The following is a 15,174-nucleotide window of genomic DNA, read 5'->3' on the forward strand; positions in this document are numbered from 1 at the left end:
CCCAATGCGGTACAGAAAACTTGACGCTGACGGCGATTACGTCTTCGGCGGGCAGCAGGCCGACTTCAACAAGGACGTGCCGGAGGCAGTCGCGCAGGCGGTGCTCACACGGTTGCGGCTTTTCCGCGGCGAATGGTTCCTCGACATCACGGAGGGCACGCCGCTCGACCAGATCATCGGCAAATACACCGCGGGCACCTACGACGCGGCGATTCGCCAGCGGATCCTGGGCACGCAGGGCGTGACCGCGCTGGTGGCCTACTCGAGCGACTTCAATCCCGACACGCGCAAGCTGAGCGTGTCGGCGACCATCACCACCCAGTACGGGAAAGACCCCGTGCAGATCGATGGGACTCTGTAATGGCCATCACGACCACCGCACCGACAATCGATGACAACGGCATCTCGGCGCCGATCTATGCCGACGTCCTCGAATACCTGAAGAGCAAGTACCGCGTCATCTATGGGCCGGATATCTACCTCGAGGACGACAGTCAGGACGGCCAGTTGGTGGGCGTATTCGCCGCGTCCATCAACGATGCCAACGCGACGACGGTAGCGGTCTACCGTTCGTTCAGCCCCGCAACCGCGCAGGGCGACGCGCTGGCCAGCAATGTGAAGATCAACGGCATCGCCAGGAAGGCGGCCTCGTTCTCGACGGCGGACCTGATGATCGTCGGCCAGGCCGGGGCGCCCATCGCGAACGGCATTGCCAAGGACGCGAACAACAACCAGTGGACGCTGCCGGCAAATGTGATCATCCCACCGGGCGGCGCGATCACGGTCACGGCGACGTGCACGGCGCTCGGCGCGATCGCGGCGGCGGCCGGCACGATCAATCAGATCGGAACCCCGACGCGGGGCTGGCAGACGGTGACGAATCCGGCGGCCGCGGCAGTTGGCACACCAGTCGAGTCGAACGCGGCGCTACGCCAACGCCAGACGGTGTCCACGGCGCTGCCGTCGCTGACGGTGCTGGACGGCATCATCGGCGCTGTGTCGAACGTCCCGGGCGTAACGCGTCTGCGCGCGTATGAAAACGACACGGCCACGACGGATGCGAATGGCTTGCCTCCGCACTCGATCTCGCTGGTCGTGGCGGGTGGCGATAACACCGACATTGCCAACGCGATCGCGGTAAAGAAGACGCCGGGCTCGCCTACTTATGGCACGACCGCGGTCGTGGTGCAGGACGTCTATGGGCGCCCGATCACGATCCGCTTCTACCGGCCGTCGAGCGCGGGTGTGACCGTCGCCATTTCGCTCAAGGCGCTGGCCGGCTACACGACCGCCACGGGTGACGCCATCAAGAAGGCGGTGTCCGACTACATCAACGGGGTGGACATCGGCGGCGGGGTTTCCGGCAGCGTCGAGTGGGCGGATGCGATCACCGCGGCGAACGGCGTGGGTGGCGGTACGACGTTCAAGCTGACGGGACTTACGCTGACTGGCCCCGGCGGCGCGGGCCTGCCAGACGTTGCGCTGCTGTTCAACCAGGTGGCGGTGTGCACGCCGGCCGATGTCGTGCTGACGGTGACCTGATATGGCGGACATCTCTCAGTACACCGGCCGGATCACCAGTCAGCACAACCAGAAGCCGAAGTACATGGCGATGGTCGAGGCGCTGACCGGAACGATGGTCGACCAGCAGAACGTGCTGGCGAGCATGCCTGGCAAGTTCGACCTCGACAATGCGGTTGGCGACCAGCTCGACAGCATCGGCATCTGGGTGGGCATCTCGCGGAATGTGCCCATTCCTTTGACGAACGTCTATTTCTCGTTTGACGCGGAAGGGATCGGGTTTGAGCAAGGCAGCTGGAAAGGGCCATTCGACCCGGACACCGGCTTGACGCGGCTGGACGACGCCACCTACAGGCTGGTCCTCCGCGCGAAGATCGGCGCGAACCACTGGGACGGCACGCTCGGCGCGTCGAAGGCGATCCTCGACTCGATCTTCGGTGGCGGCACGTTCGTCTTCATCGAAGACAACCAGGACATGTCCATGACGATCGGCATTGCCGGCGTCATCCCGTCTGCGGTTTTTCTCGCGCTGCTGCGCAATGGACTTATCCCGATCAAGCCCGAGGGTGTGCGGGTCAACATCGTCATCGTGACGACGACGGATGGCAGTCCTATTTTTGGTTTCGACATAAGCAACGACCTCGTCGCCGGTTTCGATACTGGCGCGTGGGGGTCTTCCCTGTAAAGGCACACATGGCAAACGATTTCCTTGTCTTTGGTGGCGCTGGCGGCGCCAACGTCATTAACCAGGCAACCTATGCCGCTCTGGGCGCGCGTATCGCGGGCTTCGCGTCTGGCGTAGCACAGTCGTCCCAGCTCAACAAAGTCTGGCGCCAGTCGAGCATCATGTCCGCGGTGCTGGCGCAGTTCATCTCGGACCGTACAGGGCAGGACGTGCTGGACGATGGCACGATCGCTACGATCCTGGGGAACCTGAAACTGTCTGCCGCGGCTGTGAACGGCGATGTCACGAAGGCGTTCAGCGTGGCGCCGGCGACCATCAGCACGCATGCCCTGCAGCTCGGGCAGGCCATTCAATTATTTGGAGGCTCGGTCACTAACGTCACATCGGGAACGACCACTCTTACGTCGCAGAACGCCGGGCTTGTCCTGGTAAATGCGTCGGGAGGGAATGTGACGATCAACCTCCCGCCGGCGTTCGGGCAGCCCGGCCTGCCCTTCATCTTCATTCGTATCGACAACGTGCCCTCGATCTCGGTGACGGTGAACCGGACAGGCACGGACACGATCGATGGGGTAATACTGACGTCGTTTCAGTTGATTGGGCAATACGACAGGCGTCACATCAAGTCGAGTAGCACTGGCGCCTGGTACACCGTTTCGGCGAGCTATGCTTCAGCTTGCTCGGCGTATCTGAGCACCGCCCAGACTGGGATTGCGGGCGCAACGTTCACGAAAGTCAGCTTACAGTCCAAGCTGGCGGACGGTGGCGGCGAGTTTGATACTTCGACCTTTCGTTTTATCGCCAAGCAAGCCGGCCTCTATCAGATCAACGGCGGGGCCAATATCAATGCCCCAGCTGTCAACAACGGCTACTTCTGCGCCATCTTTCGAAACGGTGTGATGGAGAGGCGCGGCACTTCCGTAATTGGCTATGCCGCGGTGGTTCAGTCGTGCGCTGCGGTTTCCGCAATGATGACGCTCTCCGCCGGCGACATCATCGAGCTCTACGTCTACGGCGACGCCGGCTTTAGCCTGGTCAACGGCCCCTCCGCCACTCGACTTGACATCACGCGAGTTCAATAAGGATCATCCATGAATCTCCTCGATTGCATCCAGTACGCGTTTCCCGATGCTCGTCCGGGTGTTGATTTCACGCTCATCGACCGCCTGGATAGAAATGGACCGCAAATTGCCACTTGGGACTATGCAGGGGCACCGGAGCCGAGCACAGCCCAGTTGCAGGAAGTCGCCGAGGATGCCGCGCGCGAAGCTATCGCTCGAGACGTTCGATTCGACCGCGACAATCTGCTTGCTGCGGATGACTGGCTTGTTCAGCGTCATCGAGACCAAGTCGATGCGGGCAGCCCCACCGCATTGACCGCTCCGCAGTACGCAGATCTGCTGAGATACCGCCAAGCGTTGCGAGACATGCCGACCCAAAGCGGGTTTCCGTCCAACGTCGATTGGCCCTCGCGCCCGATCTAGGCGGCGTTGACTCAACGGCTCGCCCGCTTTGGCGGGCCTTTTTATTTCCGGGGAATCAATGCGACAAGTCACGCCGGCAGAAGGCGCTAGCTATGCGGGTAGCGGGATCTCGATTGCTTCGTCGCTCACCTTGACCGATATCGGCATCATCATCGGTATCGTGACAGCGCTGCTCACGTTCGGGCTGAATGCCTACTTCTTGCGACGCAAGGATCAGCGCGAAGCCGAAGAGCACAGGGCCCGCATGCACGTGCTGGAGGAGCATGACGATGGATAGGCAACGCGTCGCAGTGGCGCTCCTCACGGTATCGACAGCCGGAATCTTGGCTTGGAATGCGCAGGAGAGTTTCACTGATCGCGCGATCGTACCGACCAGGGGTGATAGGCCGACGATTGGCTTCGGGTCCACCCGATACGAAGACGGTACCCAGGTGAAGATGGGCGACACGATCACGCGCGAGCGCGCGGCGATCCTCGCCAAGAATCTGCGGACTACCGACGAAAAGCGATTCGCCGCCACCCTGCCGGGCGTCCACCTCTATCAGGCGGAGTTCGATATCTATATGGACTTCGCCGGGCAGTTCGGTATTGGGACCTGGCGGTCTTCGTCGATGCGCCGAGATCTTCTGGCCGGGAATTTCGCCGGTGCGTGTCAAGCACTGCTCCGCTATAAGTTCTCGGCGGGGTATGACTGCTCAAGACCAGGCAACAGGGTGTGCCGCGGTGTTTGGAGTCGACAGCAGGAACGTCACCGCGGATGTATGGAGGCGCAATGAAGTACGGAAGCCGAAAATTCGTCACGGCATTGCTGGTCGTAGTGTCTGCCGATGTGCTGGTGTGGCTGGGCTCTATCGAAGCGTCAGTATGGGGCGCGACGATTGGCAGTGTTGCTGCGGCCTACATCGCGGGGAATATCGCTGAGAAGATGGTGCGAAAGTGAACTTTCTCGATGCGAGACTCTGGCTAGCCATGGCCGCCGCCGTCCTTATCGCCTATGCGGGCGGAAGGTGGGAGCAGCACAGGATCGATGAGACGGATTTGGCTCTCGAACGGGCAGGGGCCGCGCGCGATGCCGCGCGAGCGCAAGTCAAGGCGGTAGACGACGCCCGCATCGAAGAGCAACGCCGCGTTACGGCTCAAACGGAGGTGACCAATGCAGCAAGGAAAGAAGCCGACGCGGCTTGGGCTGATGCCCGCGCTGCTGATGGCGCTGCTGACCGGCTGCGCGGGCGTATCGCCCAGTTACTCATCGCTGCCCGCGCCGCCCCCAAAGATTCTCCCGCTGCCGGCGGCAGCCCGGCAACCGACGATCCCATCGGAATGCTTGCCGACGTGCTCCAAAGGGCTGACCGTCGAGCGGGAATCCTGGCTGAGTACGCCGACGCCGCTCGCATCGCCGGCCAGGCCTGTGAACGAAGCTACGATTCCCTAATAGAGGTTACCGAAAAGCCCGCGGAGAAAATCACCAATGACGCGCTGCAAGTAGGCGTGGCGGATACCCGCAGAGCAGACATCAAGCCGGGCATTGTCGTGGCATACGGCGTCCAATAACTGCCCCTGCGCAGGCTGGAGATCGGCATGCTGCCGTGCCTATTCTTTGTGCGACTTCTTGGATGAGTTTAGGTCTGATCGTTGTGGAGTAAGGCCAAGCAGCCGAAATCGTGCCCTGCATGGGGTGCAGGTGGTCGGAGGTTTTTCTGTGAGGCAGATGCGATAAGCGGGTTTAGATGACCCTCCGGAATCAATGAAATTTAAAGGCCTGACGATTTAGATCGTCGGGCCTTTTGCTTATCTTGAGCCTTGTTTCATCAACTCGACCGAGATGCATCGCTGCGTGATGCCACGCATTGGAGCACCGGTCAGACTCATCCAATGTTTGCAATCGTCGACGTAGCGTCTGATGTCGTCGCGCCACCGGAACAGGCTGGGGCGAAGACTAAGTTTTGGTACGCGGATGCGCGGTACGGATGGACCTTGTTCAAGGAGGGCCGTCCGAATACTGGTGAGAACTGGGCCGAGCGCCTTGCATGTGAGTTCGCCGTGCAACTCGGGCTGCCGCATGCAGTTTTACGAGTTGGCGCGGTGCGGGCCGTTGCATGGGGTGATCTCGCCGGACTTTGTGCCGGCGGGAGGGATGCTGCTTTCCGGCAACGACTTGCTAATGAAGTCTCGCGGGCTACGGAGCGAGGACCTCGAACCGAAACAGTTGGCACGTCTGCATGGGTTGCGGGGTGTTCTCAGTCATCTTCAACGCCTCTCCGACGACGGACTATGTATGCCTCGTGACTTCGTTCCTTTCGAGGGAATCGAGACACCGCTGGACGTGTTCGTTGGCTATCTCCTGTTCGACGCACGGATTGCGAATCCGGATCGGCATGGTGAGAACTGGGGGATCGTGACCATCACGCCAGCGGAGGATGAGTTTCTCGCCCCTGCCTTCGATCACGGGGCAGCAATGGGCCGGAGCCTGCTGGATGGCGAGCGAGCGGAGCGTCTGCGTACGAAGGATCGTGGGCGCGACGTTGACGCATTCTGCGCAAAGGCTCGCTCTGCGTTCTATCCCATGGAGCTTGGCGAGCGCGTCAAAGCGAAGGGAACGTTCGAAGTGTGTGCGGTGGCCGCGGAGTACGCGCCCCTCGCTATGAAGGCATGGGTGAATAAGCTCAGGGCGATTGAACCGCATCAGATTGACGCGACGATAGCTCGAGTGCCCGACGAGGTGATGTCGCACATCGCGAAGACTTTCACGGCGAAAGTGCTGAAGATCAACAGGGCGAGATTGCTCTCCGTCCCGACTGGAGAACTCAAATGAAAACTGTCTATATTTCCGATCGCACCCGTTATGCCGACCGACCTAACGAACGGATGGTCGTGGCGCGCCTGGACTGGGACGGCGAGCGGTACCTCTTTTCCTACACGCGTGGCGTCAAACGCTCCCATTTTCTCCTGTCTTGGGAATGTCAGGCCAAGCTTTACCACGCGCAAGGATTCAAGTCCCTGCCCCCAGTGCTGTCGATCCGCCGTATGAATCGATCACGGCCCGATCTTCCGCAGTATCTGCGATGGATGGGGCTGGATGCGCCGGACGAGATGGCCGAATTGGCGATCTCCGGTGGGATCAAGGCGACCGATTACATCGAGACGTTGCCGTTGCCCGAGAGAACGCCTGACGGCAGGTATCTGCTCCAGTTTTTCACGCGTGGACTCACCCAAACCAATCGTCCCAGCCTCGACGCCGCGCGCCGCTTGAGTCCGGGCGATCGGCTGCGGCCAGTCATGGACGACTCGACGGGCACCTACGCGCTATTCGCGGAAGCCGGAGGAGATGCTCCTGCGGTCGGCTATCTGCCGCGCCTATTCACCAAGGATGCGGGCCGATTGCTCGAACGCTATGGCCGGGACGTGCAGGTAGAAGTGCAACGCGTCAATCCCGAGGCAGCGTTGAGCATGGTGGTCCTGTGCACGCTGACTTGTCCCTGGCCCGAGGGCTTTGAACCGTTTGATGGCGAAGACGACTTTATCTCGCTTGCGAGGCCCGACGCGGAAGATTGCACCGATGAGCGTTGTGTAGCCTGTCGGATTAACAGGGAGTTGCTTGAGGAGGAGCGCCTCCGCTCAGCGTCTGCAAAGATCGCACAGGCGTGAAGCACATAAAGTCGCCGCCTAATTTGAATCCACCGCCTCGAGTTGCTACCATGAAGATTCGATTCCAGTCATCGGAGGGATTTCATGTCTGACAAGGGCATCGGTATTGCCGGTACGACGTGCATTGCATTCGCCGTTGCGGGGCTTGCGCTCGCGGCGTCGTTCTTCCTCGCGTATTACGCGGTCAATCCGAAGCGCATCACCCAGAGCGGGGGGTGAGCGCCTCAGGCATGGGCCGCCAGTCCTTGCATGACATGCCGTTAGCCGTGCGCGAGGCGTTTGCGGACGCCTGCGCGCGGCATGGTTTTGTCTGGGAGGACTTCGAGGTGAGCGCGGACGCCGATGTGGTCAGCGTCGCGCCCGTGGCTGGCGGAGATTTGCGCGCGTATCCGACAGCGGCCGGCGACGTGCCGTGGACCGTTGCATTCGAGCGCGATCTGGCGCTTGATGTGTTCGGCCCGCCGCTGGCGGATTAGGCAGGCAGGGCACGGTCAGGCCGGCAGCGCACGCAGTGACGAGCCGGCGAGGCTGCGGTGGCCACCGTGGCGCGAGTCTGCGCCGCGCTCTTCCACGCCCACGTTCGCCCCTTCGATCCGGAACACCTCCACCGCGGCCGAGAGCCGATGCGCCTGTTCTTCAAGCGCGCCTGCTGCTGCAGCCGCCTCTTCCACCAACGCGGCGTTCTGCTGCGTGACTTCGTCCATCTGTGCCACTGCCACGTTGACCTGATCGATCCCGCTGCTCTGCTCGGAGGCCGCCGCGGCAATCTCGTTCATGATGTCGCTGACGCGTGCGATGGCCGTGACGATCTCGTTCATCGTCGTGCCCGAACGCGACACCAGATCCGCGCCCGATTCCACGCGCGACGTCGACGCGTCGATCAGCCCCTTGATCTCCTTGGCCGCGCCCGCGCTACGCTGGGCCAGCGAGCGTACTTCCGACGCCACCACCGCGAAGCCACGTCCCTGTTCGCCCGCGCGCGCCGCTTCCACGGCCGCGTTGAGCGCAAGAATGTTGGTCTGGAACGCGATGCTTTCGATCACGCCGACGATCTCGCCGATCTTGCGCGAGTCGCTGACGATGTTGTTCATGGTGCCAACCACTTCCTTGGTCAGGTCGCCGCCCTGGGCGGCCAGTCCCGACGCGCCTTGCGCCAGCTGGCTGGCCTGGCGCGCGTTCTCGGCGGTCTGCTTGACCGTCGAGGTCAGCTCTTCCATGCTCGCCGCGGTTTCCTCGAGCGAGGCGGCCTGTTCTTCGGTACGCTGCGACAGGTCGGTATTGCCCGACGAGATTTCGCGCACGCCGTGGTTGATCGACTCGGTGCCACTGCGCACGGTGCGGACGGTTTCGATCAGCGAGGCCTGCATCTGCTGCAGCGCGGCGCTCAGGCGGCCCATCTCGTTCTTGCTGACCACCGTGACGCGGCCGGTCAGGTCACCGTCGGCAATGCGCTGGAACTGTGCGATGGCGGCGTTCACCGGTACCACGATGGCGCGCATCATCAGCGCGCGGCCGATCCACGCCAGCAGCAGGGCGCCGCCGAGGCCGATGGCGACCGCCCAACTGAGCAGACGGAAGTGCGCCTGCGCATCGTTATAGCGCTGCTCGCCGCGATCGAGATGGCGTTTTTCCAGTGTAAGCATCGCTTTTTCGTAGGCGCTGTAGAGCGGCGGCAGCTTGCGCGCCTGCATTTGCAGGAAGGCTTGGCGGTCGCCGCTCTTCAGGGCGGCCAGTGCGGGATTCACGCCCTCGGACAGGAACTTGTCGCGCTTGTCCTGCATATCCTTGACGAGCTGCTGTTCCTCGGCGTCCGGGCTGGCCAGTCCGACGTAGTGCTCGATCCGTTCGTTGGCGTTCTTGAGGTATTGGTCGAATCGCTTGAGCACCGCGTTGGCGGCTTCCTGGTCGTTGAGTTCGACCAGCGAGGCATAGGTAGCCAGGGCCAGGCGCAGCCGCAGCAGTTGGCCGGCGCTGCCTTCGAGGTCGGCCACGGCCGGTGTGTCCACCGTGTACATCTGCTTGAGGGATTCATTCCCGGCGCGCATGGACAACAGGCCGGCGGCGGCACCGATGACCAGTGCCAGACCGAAAAACGCGATCATCAGGCTCAGCTGGCCTCGGATCGTGAGGTGCTTCCACATTGTCTTCCTCTCCTTTTGGTCGCGGCGCCTCGTTTTGAGGGGACCCAAAGCGGTCAACGGATGTGGCGGGGCGTTTCTGAAGAGAGGGTTTGCACTGGAGAGGGTTTGCACTGAGAGGGGACCCTCACCCCCGGCCCCTCTCCCTGAGGGAGAGGGGAGCAGGCATCGGACGCCGGCTTAGTCTTTCGCTTTCGCCCGCTCGATGGTCATATGCGTCGGCATCATGTTCACCGTGGCGTTGTGCATGACCCACAGCGAGCCAGCCACCACGATCACGATGCCAAACATCGTGCAGAGGAAAATCCCGGTGTTGAAGCGCTGGCCCGGACGTACGCCCAGATGCAGGAAGAACACCAGCTGTACCAGCAGCTGCACGACGCACAGCACGACGATGGCCGCGAGGCCCATGCCCTTGGGTACCACGTCATACATCACGGCGCCGAACGAGGCGAACGTGAGCGCCAGGCACAGGAAGAAGCCGATTACGTAGCCGGTCAGGTTGCCATGCGCGCCCGCATCATGCTGCGCCGGGTGAAGGGTGTGAGTGCTCATACGAACTCCCGCAGATAGACGAAGGTGAACACGCAGATCCAGATCAGGTCCAGAAAGTGCCAGAACAGGCTCAGGCACGCCATGCGTCGGCGCGTCACGGCGTCAAGGCCGAACGTCTTGAGCTGATGGATCATCACGACCAGCCACAGCAGGCCGACGCTCACGTGCAGGCCGTGCGTGCCAACCAGTGCGAAGTAGGCCGACAGCGAGGCGCTGACATTGGGGCCCGCGCCACGGTGAATCAGTTCGGCGAACTCATGGATCTCCATCGCGATAAAGCCCGCGCCGAACAGGAACGTGATGACGAGCCAGACGATCGTGCGCTGCGTGCGGCCCGCGTACAGATTGAGCATCGCCACGCCAAACGTGAAGCTGCTGAACAGCAGCAGCATGGTCTCGCCGAGCACGAACGGCAGCTCGAACAACTGCTGGCCGCTCGGGCCGCCGGCCGTGTTGTTGACGAGCACGCCGAACGTCGCGAATAGCGTCGCGAAGATCAGGCAGTCGCTCATCAGATAGAGCCAGAAACCCAGCGTCAGCGTGGTGCTGCTGTCATGGCTGTGGTCGTGGCCATGGTCATGCGCATGGCTGCCGCCATGACCATGGGAAACGGTAAGGACTTGGCTCATGGTCAGGCGGCCTCTTTCAGTTGTGCATAACGCGCGTTCTCGATGCGCGCGACTTCTTCCGCCGGCACGTAGTAGTCGACGTCACGGTTGTAGCTGCGCGCGATAAACGTGCCGATCACGCCGATCAGGCTGCCAATCGCCACAGCCCACATATGCCACACCAGCGCGAAGCACAGCACCAGGCCAAAGATCGAGACAATGAAGCCGTCACCGGTGTTCTTCGGCATATGGATCGGTTCGTAATGCGCCGGCTGCTTCCAGGCGCGGCCCGCTTCCTTGTCGTCCCAATGCTGCTCGAGCGACGTGATATTCGGCACCACGGCGAAGTTGTAGAACGGCGCCGGCGAGGCGGTCGCCCACTCGAGGCTGCGGCCATCCCACGGATCGCCGGTCAGATCCATGTTCTGCTTGCGATCGCGCACGCTGACGTAGATCTGGATCAGGAACGCGAGGATACCGGCCGCGATCACGAATGCGCCGATCAGCGCCACCACGAGGTACGGATGCCAGTCGACATTGGCGTAATGGTTCATCCGGCGCGTCATGCCCTTGAAACCAAGCACGTAGAGCGGCATGAACGCGAGGTAGAAGCCGACCATCCAGCACCAGAACGAGATCTTGCCCCAGCGCTCGTTGAGCGTGAAGCCGAACACCTTCGGGAACCAGAAAGTAATCGCCGCCAGGCAGCCGAACAGCACGCCGCCGATGATCACGTTGTGGAAGTGGGCGATCAGGAACAGGCTGTTATGCAGCACGAAGTCCGCGCCGGGCACGGCCAGCAGCACGCCGGTCATGCCACCCACCGCGAACGTGACCATAAAGCCGATGGTCCAGAGCGTGGACGAGTGGTAGCGGATACGGCCGCGGTACATCGTGAACAGCCAGTTGAACAGCTTGACGCCGGTCGGAATCGAGATGATCGACGTCATGATGCCGAAGAACGCGTTGACGTTGGCGCCCGAACCCATCGTGAAGAAGTGATGCAGCCAGACGAAGAACGACAGCACGCCGATCGACGATGTGGCGTACACCATCGACGTATAGCCGAACAGCGGCTTGCGCGAGAACGTCGAGATGATTTCCGAGAACGCGCCGAAACACGGCAGGATCAGGATGTACACCTCGGGGTGACCCCAGACCCAGATCAGGTTCACGTACATCATGGCATTGCCACCAAGCTCGTTGGTGAAGAAATGCATGTCGAGGTAGCGGTCCGCCGTCAGCAGCGCGAGCGTGGCGGTGAGCACCGGGAACACGGCGACGATCAGGATATTGGTGATCAGCGCAGTCCAGGTGAACACGGGCATCTTCATCAGGTTGAGACCCGGCGCGCGCATGCGCAGGATCGTCACGATGAAGTTGAGGCCGGTCAGTGTGGTCCCCAGCCCCGATATCTGTAATGACCAGATGTAGTAGTCGACCCCGACCGTTGGACTGTAGCCAAGCTCTGACAATGGTGGATAGGCGACCCAGCCGGTGGCCGCGAAATCACCGACGAACATCGACATCATGACCAGCACCGCGCCCATCGCGGAGAGCCAGAAGCTCAGCGAGTTGACGAACGGGAAGGCGACGTCGCGCGCGCCGATCTGCAGCGGCACGATCACGTTCATCAGGCCCAGGATCAGCGGCGTGGCCACGAAGAAGATCATGATCACACCGTGCGCGGTGAAGATCTGATCATAGTGGTGCGGAGGCAGGTAGCCGGCCGCATCGCCATAGGCGAGGGCCTGCTGCAGGCGCATCATGATCGCGTCGGCAAAGCCGCGCAGCAGCATGACCAGCGCGAGGATGATGTACATCACGCCGATCTTCTTGTGATCGACCGAGGTAATCCATTCGGTCCAGAGATACTTCCACTTGCCGAAATACGTGATCGCGCCGAGCAGCGTGGCGCCGCCAAGCAGCACCACCGCGAGCGTGACCATGATGATCGGCTCGTGATACGGGATGGCTTCTAGATTGAGTTTGCCCAACATGGCTGGTTACTCCGTCACGCTGCCGTTCGCGGCGGCGCGGGGGACAGGATTGGTAATGGCGTTGAAGGCCTGCAGCGCCGCGGGACTGTCGGTGCGGCACACCGGGTCGGTGGCCTTCATGTATTTGTCGACGGTGCCGGCGAACAGCGCGGGCGCGACGCTCGAGTACAGCGTGACCGGATCTTTCGTGCTCGGTTGCTCGAGCGCGCGGTACACGGACGCGGTAAGCGGCGTGGACGAGCGCTTCGCTTCGGCGATCCACGCGTCGAACTCCGCGCGCGAGGTCGCATACGTCTTGAAGTGCATGTCGGAGAAACCCTCGCCGCTATAGGCGGCCGACTGGCCCAGGTAGACGCCCGGCGTATCGGCGATCAGATGCAGTTGTGTCTGCATGCCGGCCATCGCGTAGACCATGCTGCCGAGTTGCGGGATGAAGAACGAATTCATCATCGACTCGGACGTGATCTTGAAATTGATCGGCGTATCGACGGGAATCGCGAGCTGGTTCAGCGAGGCGACGCCGTATTGCGGATAGATGAACAGCCACTTCCAGTTGAGCGCGACGACCTCGACTTCCACGGGCTCCACCTGCGAGTCGAGCGGACGGTAGGGGTCGAGCTTGTGCGTGGAGGTCCAGATCAGAATGCCCAGGAACGCCACGATCACGCATGGGATGGTCCATACGACGATTTCGATCCTCGTCGAGTGCGCCCACTTCGGCGCGTACGTTGCCTTGGTGTTGCTGTCGCGATAGCGCCACGCAAAGACCAGCGTCAGGATGATGACCGGGATGACCACCATCAGCATCAGGAACAGCGAGACCAGAATCAGCGATTTCGCCTGATGGCCGATGTCGCCTTTGGGGGAGAGCAACTCGATGGTGCAGCCGGAGAGCAGCAACAGCGAGCCAGCGGCGAGCGCAAGGCCCGTGGCGCGCCGCCAGCCGGAGCCGGACGGGGGTAGACAAGTACGCATACGAGGGTTTTAATGTATGGATATACGGGACGTCGCAGCGGACAGTAAGGTAAGACAAGCCCCATACATCGAGCCAGATCGGACAAAACTACAACCCATGCGCACAAATATGCCTCCGAACACCTCCATACAAGACGATGGCGCCACCTCGTGGCTGACCGGATTACACGCCGGCGGTGGCGCGCGCTACCTGCAGATTGCGGAGCGCATCGAGCACGCGATTGCTGACGGCACGCTCGTGCCGGGCGATCGGCTGCCGCCGCAGCGACGAATTGCCGCACTGCTCGGCGTGGACCTGACCACGGTCACGCGCGCGCTGTCGGAAGCGCGCCGGCGGCATCTGATCGAGGCACGGGGCGCGCTCGGCACGTTCGTGGCGGCGCCACGCGTGGAACTCGCGCAGCGCGTGGACTTCAGCATGAACGTGCCGCCACCGCCCGACGGTGTGGACTTCGACGACCTGCTGCGGCGCGGCGTGTCGCAGGTGCTGCTGCGCGCCGATGCCAGTCTGTTGATGACGTATCAGCTCGGTGGTGGCAGTCACAGCGATCGCGCGGCCGGGGTGATGTGGCTGGCGCCGATGCTCGGCCCGATCGAGCCCCCGCGGTTGATGGTGTGCCCCGGCGCGCAGGCCGCGCTGGCGGCGCTGATTCTGTCACTGACGCAACCAGGTGACGCCATCGTGACGGAGCCGCTGGCCTATCCGGGCATCCGCCTCGCGGCCGAGCAACTCGGTCGCCGGGTCATTGCGGTGGATGTGGATGCCGATGGCATGCGACCCGATGCGCTGGCCGAGGCCTGCCAGACACACAATGCGCGGCTGGTCTACCTGAATCCGACCACACAGAACCCCACCACGTGGACCATGCCCGAGTCACGCCGTCATGAGATCGTGGCGACGGCCGCGCGTCACGGCGTGCTGATCATCGAAGACGATCCGTACTGGCTGCTGACACCCGATGCGCCGCCGCCGCTCGCGCGACTCGCGCCCGATCGCGTGTGCTACATCTCGACGATGTCGAAGTGCCTGAGCCCCGGGCTGCGCACCGCGTTTGTGGTGCGGCCCGCGAGCGTGGCCGAGGACGCGATTCTTGGAGCGCTACGGGCGTTCGCACTGATGTCGGCGCCGCTCACCACCGCGGTGACCACGCAATGGATTCACGATGGCGCGGCAGAGACGCTGCTCGGTGGCATCCGGCGTGAAGCGGACGCGCGCCAGGCGATTGCGCGCCAACTGCTGTCGAGCGTGGGGCAGGCGCCGCCGAGCGGCATTCACCTGTGGTACACGCTGCCGAGCTACTGGACCTCGCAGGCGCTGGCCAATGCGGCGCGCGCGGAAGAACTGCGCGTCACGCCATCGGAAGCATTCGAGGTAGGTCCACACCGTGTCAACGCCATCCGCATCTCGCTGGGTGGCGCGACGGATCGACTGCTGCTCGCGAGCGGATTGCGTCGGCTGGCCGATCTGCTGGCTCGCAGGCCCGACAGCATTCGTGAAATCGTGGTGTGAAGGAATAAAAAAAGAATCGCGGCAGGCCGTGCGGGCGGGTGAGGGGTGCCCGC

At 62.5% G+C, this 15,174-nt stretch carries 19 protein-coding genes; 14 read left to right on the forward strand and 5 right to left on the reverse strand.

Annotation, left to right across the window (positions count from 1 at the left end; genetic code table 11):
- Positions 1–4 precede the first annotated feature (4 nt).
- The 13 genes from LDO41_RS19765 to LDO41_RS19820 all read left to right on the forward strand — a co-directional run bounded on the left by LDO41_RS19765 (position 5) and on the right by LDO41_RS19820 (position 7,811).
- Positions 5–361 carry a hypothetical protein gene (locus tag LDO41_RS19765; protein WP_223991292.1) on the forward strand — a complete coding sequence of 119 codons (357 nt, stop codon included), beginning with the start codon at positions 5–7 and terminating at the stop codon, positions 359–361.
- Positions 361–1,542 carry a baseplate J/gp47 family protein gene (locus LDO41_RS19770; protein ID WP_223991293.1) on the forward strand — a complete coding sequence of 394 codons (1,182 nt, stop codon included), beginning with the start codon at positions 361–363 and terminating at the stop codon, positions 1,540–1,542. The genes LDO41_RS19765 and LDO41_RS19770 overlap by 1 nt, the downstream gene beginning before the upstream one ends.
- A 1-nt stretch (position 1,543) precedes the next feature.
- Entirely contained in the window at positions 1,544–2,206 is a 663-nt protein-coding gene (locus tag LDO41_RS19775; RefSeq protein WP_223991295.1) for a DUF2612 domain-containing protein, read from the forward strand.
- A gap of 8 nt (positions 2,207–2,214) precedes the next feature.
- Entirely contained in the window at positions 2,215–3,288 is a 1,074-nt protein-coding gene (locus LDO41_RS19780; protein ID WP_223991297.1) for a hypothetical protein, read from the forward strand.
- Positions 3,289–3,297: 9 nt separating this feature from the next.
- Complete coding sequence (locus LDO41_RS19785) at positions 3,298–3,690, forward strand: XkdW family protein (protein ID WP_223991299.1); 393 nt, start codon at positions 3,298–3,300, stop codon at positions 3,688–3,690.
- 58 nt (positions 3,691–3,748) lie between these two features.
- Positions 3,749–3,967 carry a phage holin family protein gene (locus LDO41_RS19790; protein WP_223991301.1) on the forward strand — a complete coding sequence of 73 codons (219 nt, stop codon included), beginning with the start codon at positions 3,749–3,751 and terminating at the stop codon, positions 3,965–3,967.
- A complete protein-coding gene (locus LDO41_RS19795) occupies positions 3,960–4,466 on the forward strand; it encodes a glycoside hydrolase family protein (protein WP_223991303.1) in 507 nt (168 codons plus the stop codon). The genes LDO41_RS19790 and LDO41_RS19795 overlap by 8 nt, the downstream gene beginning before the upstream one ends.
- Entirely contained in the window at positions 4,463–4,630 is a 168-nt protein-coding gene (locus tag LDO41_RS19800; protein WP_223991305.1) for a hypothetical protein, read from the forward strand. Before LDO41_RS19795 ends, LDO41_RS19800 begins: the two co-directional genes overlap by 4 nt.
- Before the next feature lie 29 nt (positions 4,631–4,659).
- Positions 4,660–5,241, forward strand: a complete 582-nt coding sequence (locus tag LDO41_RS19805; RefSeq protein ID WP_223991307.1) for a DUF2514 family protein — start codon at positions 4,660–4,662, stop codon at positions 5,239–5,241.
- A gap of 508 nt (positions 5,242–5,749) precedes the next feature.
- Complete coding sequence (locus LDO41_RS19810; RefSeq protein WP_223991309.1) at positions 5,750–6,502, forward strand: HipA domain-containing protein; 753 nt, start codon at positions 5,750–5,752, stop codon at positions 6,500–6,502.
- Positions 6,499–7,335, forward strand: a complete 837-nt coding sequence (locus LDO41_RS19815; RefSeq protein ID WP_223991311.1) for a hypothetical protein — start codon at positions 6,499–6,501, stop codon at positions 7,333–7,335. The genes LDO41_RS19810 and LDO41_RS19815 overlap by 4 nt, the downstream gene beginning before the upstream one ends.
- An 84-nt stretch (positions 7,336–7,419) precedes the next feature.
- Positions 7,420–7,554 carry a hypothetical protein gene (locus LDO41_RS34240; RefSeq protein ID WP_290370900.1) on the forward strand — a complete coding sequence of 45 codons (135 nt, stop codon included), beginning with the start codon at positions 7,420–7,422 and terminating at the stop codon, positions 7,552–7,554.
- Positions 7,551–7,811 (forward strand): hypothetical protein, encoded by a 261-nt coding sequence (locus tag LDO41_RS19820; protein ID WP_223991313.1) that lies wholly within the window; start codon positions 7,551–7,553, stop codon positions 7,809–7,811. Before LDO41_RS34240 ends, LDO41_RS19820 begins: the two co-directional genes overlap by 4 nt.
- A 15-nt stretch (positions 7,812–7,826) precedes the next feature.
- On the opposite strand, the gene LDO41_RS19825 is transcribed toward LDO41_RS19820, so the two are convergent.
- The 5 genes from LDO41_RS19825 to cyoA all read right to left on the reverse strand — a co-directional run bounded on the left by LDO41_RS19825 (position 7,827) and on the right by cyoA (position 13,611).
- On the reverse strand, positions 7,827–9,476 hold the full coding sequence (locus LDO41_RS19825; RefSeq protein WP_223991315.1) for a methyl-accepting chemotaxis protein: 1,650 nt from the start codon (positions 9,474–9,476) through the stop codon (positions 7,827–7,829).
- Positions 9,477–9,653: 177 nt separating this feature from the next.
- On the reverse strand, positions 9,654–10,028 hold the full coding sequence (cyoD, locus tag LDO41_RS19830) for a cytochrome o ubiquinol oxidase subunit IV (RefSeq protein ID WP_223991317.1): 375 nt from the start codon (positions 10,026–10,028) through the stop codon (positions 9,654–9,656).
- The gene (cyoC, locus tag LDO41_RS19835; RefSeq protein WP_223991319.1) at positions 10,025–10,657 is read right to left on the reverse strand and encodes a cytochrome o ubiquinol oxidase subunit III; all 633 of its coding nucleotides are present in this window, start codon (positions 10,655–10,657) and stop codon (positions 10,025–10,027) included. Before cyoC ends, cyoD begins: the two co-directional genes overlap by 4 nt.
- Positions 10,658–10,659: 2 nt before the next feature.
- On the reverse strand, positions 10,660–12,636 hold the full coding sequence (gene cyoB, locus LDO41_RS19840) for a cytochrome o ubiquinol oxidase subunit I (protein WP_223991321.1): 1,977 nt from the start codon (positions 12,634–12,636) through the stop codon (positions 10,660–10,662).
- A gap of 6 nt (positions 12,637–12,642) precedes the next feature.
- A complete protein-coding gene (cyoA, locus tag LDO41_RS19845; RefSeq protein ID WP_223991323.1) occupies positions 12,643–13,611 on the reverse strand; it encodes a ubiquinol oxidase subunit II in 969 nt (322 codons plus the stop codon).
- Positions 13,612–13,720: 109 nt separating this feature from the next.
- On the opposite strand from cyoA, the gene LDO41_RS19850 reads away from it, so the two are divergent.
- Positions 13,721–15,121: an aminotransferase-like domain-containing protein gene (locus LDO41_RS19850; protein ID WP_223991325.1), complete on the forward strand. Its 1,401-nt coding sequence runs from the start codon at positions 13,721–13,723 to the stop codon at positions 15,119–15,121.
- Positions 15,122–15,174 lie beyond the last annotated feature (53 nt).

Origin of the sequence: Cupriavidus pampae, assembly GCF_914271485.1 — a bacterium.
Classification (GTDB): Bacteria; Pseudomonadota; Gammaproteobacteria; order Burkholderiales; family Burkholderiaceae; genus Cupriavidus; species Cupriavidus pampae.

Bases quoted from the DNA above. Each gene is read 5' to 3' on its own strand.
- cyoA (WP_223991323.1), bottom strand. From the start codon at position 13,611: ATGCGTACTTGTCTACCCCCGTCCGGCTCCGGCTGGCGGCGCGCCACG.
- LDO41_RS19795 (WP_223991303.1), top strand. From the start codon at position 3,960: ATGGATAGGCAACGCGTCGCAGTGGCGCTCCTCACGGTATCGACAGCC.
- LDO41_RS19770 (WP_223991293.1), top strand. From the start codon at position 361: ATGGCCATCACGACCACCGCACCGACAATCGATGACAACGGCATCTCG.
- LDO41_RS19825 (WP_223991315.1), bottom strand. From the start codon at position 9,476: ATGTGGAAGCACCTCACGATCCGAGGCCAGCTGAGCCTGATGATCGCG.
- LDO41_RS19790 (WP_223991301.1), top strand. From the start codon at position 3,749: ATGCGACAAGTCACGCCGGCAGAAGGCGCTAGCTATGCGGGTAGCGGG.
- cyoB (WP_223991321.1), bottom strand. From the start codon at position 12,636: ATGTTGGGCAAACTCAATCTAGAAGCCATCCCGTATCACGAGCCGATC.
- LDO41_RS19850 (WP_223991325.1), top strand. From the start codon at position 13,721: ATGCCTCCGAACACCTCCATACAAGACGATGGCGCCACCTCGTGGCTG.
- LDO41_RS19815 (WP_223991311.1), top strand. From the start codon at position 6,499: ATGAAAACTGTCTATATTTCCGATCGCACCCGTTATGCCGACCGACCT.
- LDO41_RS34240 (WP_290370900.1), top strand. From the start codon at position 7,420: ATGTCTGACAAGGGCATCGGTATTGCCGGTACGACGTGCATTGCATTC.
- LDO41_RS19810 (WP_223991309.1), top strand. From the start codon at position 5,750: ATGCAGTTTTACGAGTTGGCGCGGTGCGGGCCGTTGCATGGGGTGATC.
- cyoD (WP_223991317.1), bottom strand. From the start codon at position 10,028: ATGAGCACTCACACCCTTCACCCGGCGCAGCATGATGCGGGCGCGCAT.
- LDO41_RS19785 (WP_223991299.1), top strand. From the start codon at position 3,298: ATGAATCTCCTCGATTGCATCCAGTACGCGTTTCCCGATGCTCGTCCG.
- LDO41_RS19805 (WP_223991307.1), top strand. From the start codon at position 4,660: ATGGCCGCCGCCGTCCTTATCGCCTATGCGGGCGGAAGGTGGGAGCAG.
- cyoC (WP_223991319.1), bottom strand. From the start codon at position 10,657: ATGAGCCAAGTCCTTACCGTTTCCCATGGTCATGGCGGCAGCCATGCG.
- LDO41_RS19800 (WP_223991305.1), top strand. From the start codon at position 4,463: ATGAAGTACGGAAGCCGAAAATTCGTCACGGCATTGCTGGTCGTAGTG.
- LDO41_RS19765 (WP_223991292.1), top strand. From the start codon at position 5: ATGCGGTACAGAAAACTTGACGCTGACGGCGATTACGTCTTCGGCGGG.
- LDO41_RS19780 (WP_223991297.1), top strand. From the start codon at position 2,215: ATGGCAAACGATTTCCTTGTCTTTGGTGGCGCTGGCGGCGCCAACGTC.
- LDO41_RS19775 (WP_223991295.1), top strand. From the start codon at position 1,544: ATGGCGGACATCTCTCAGTACACCGGCCGGATCACCAGTCAGCACAAC.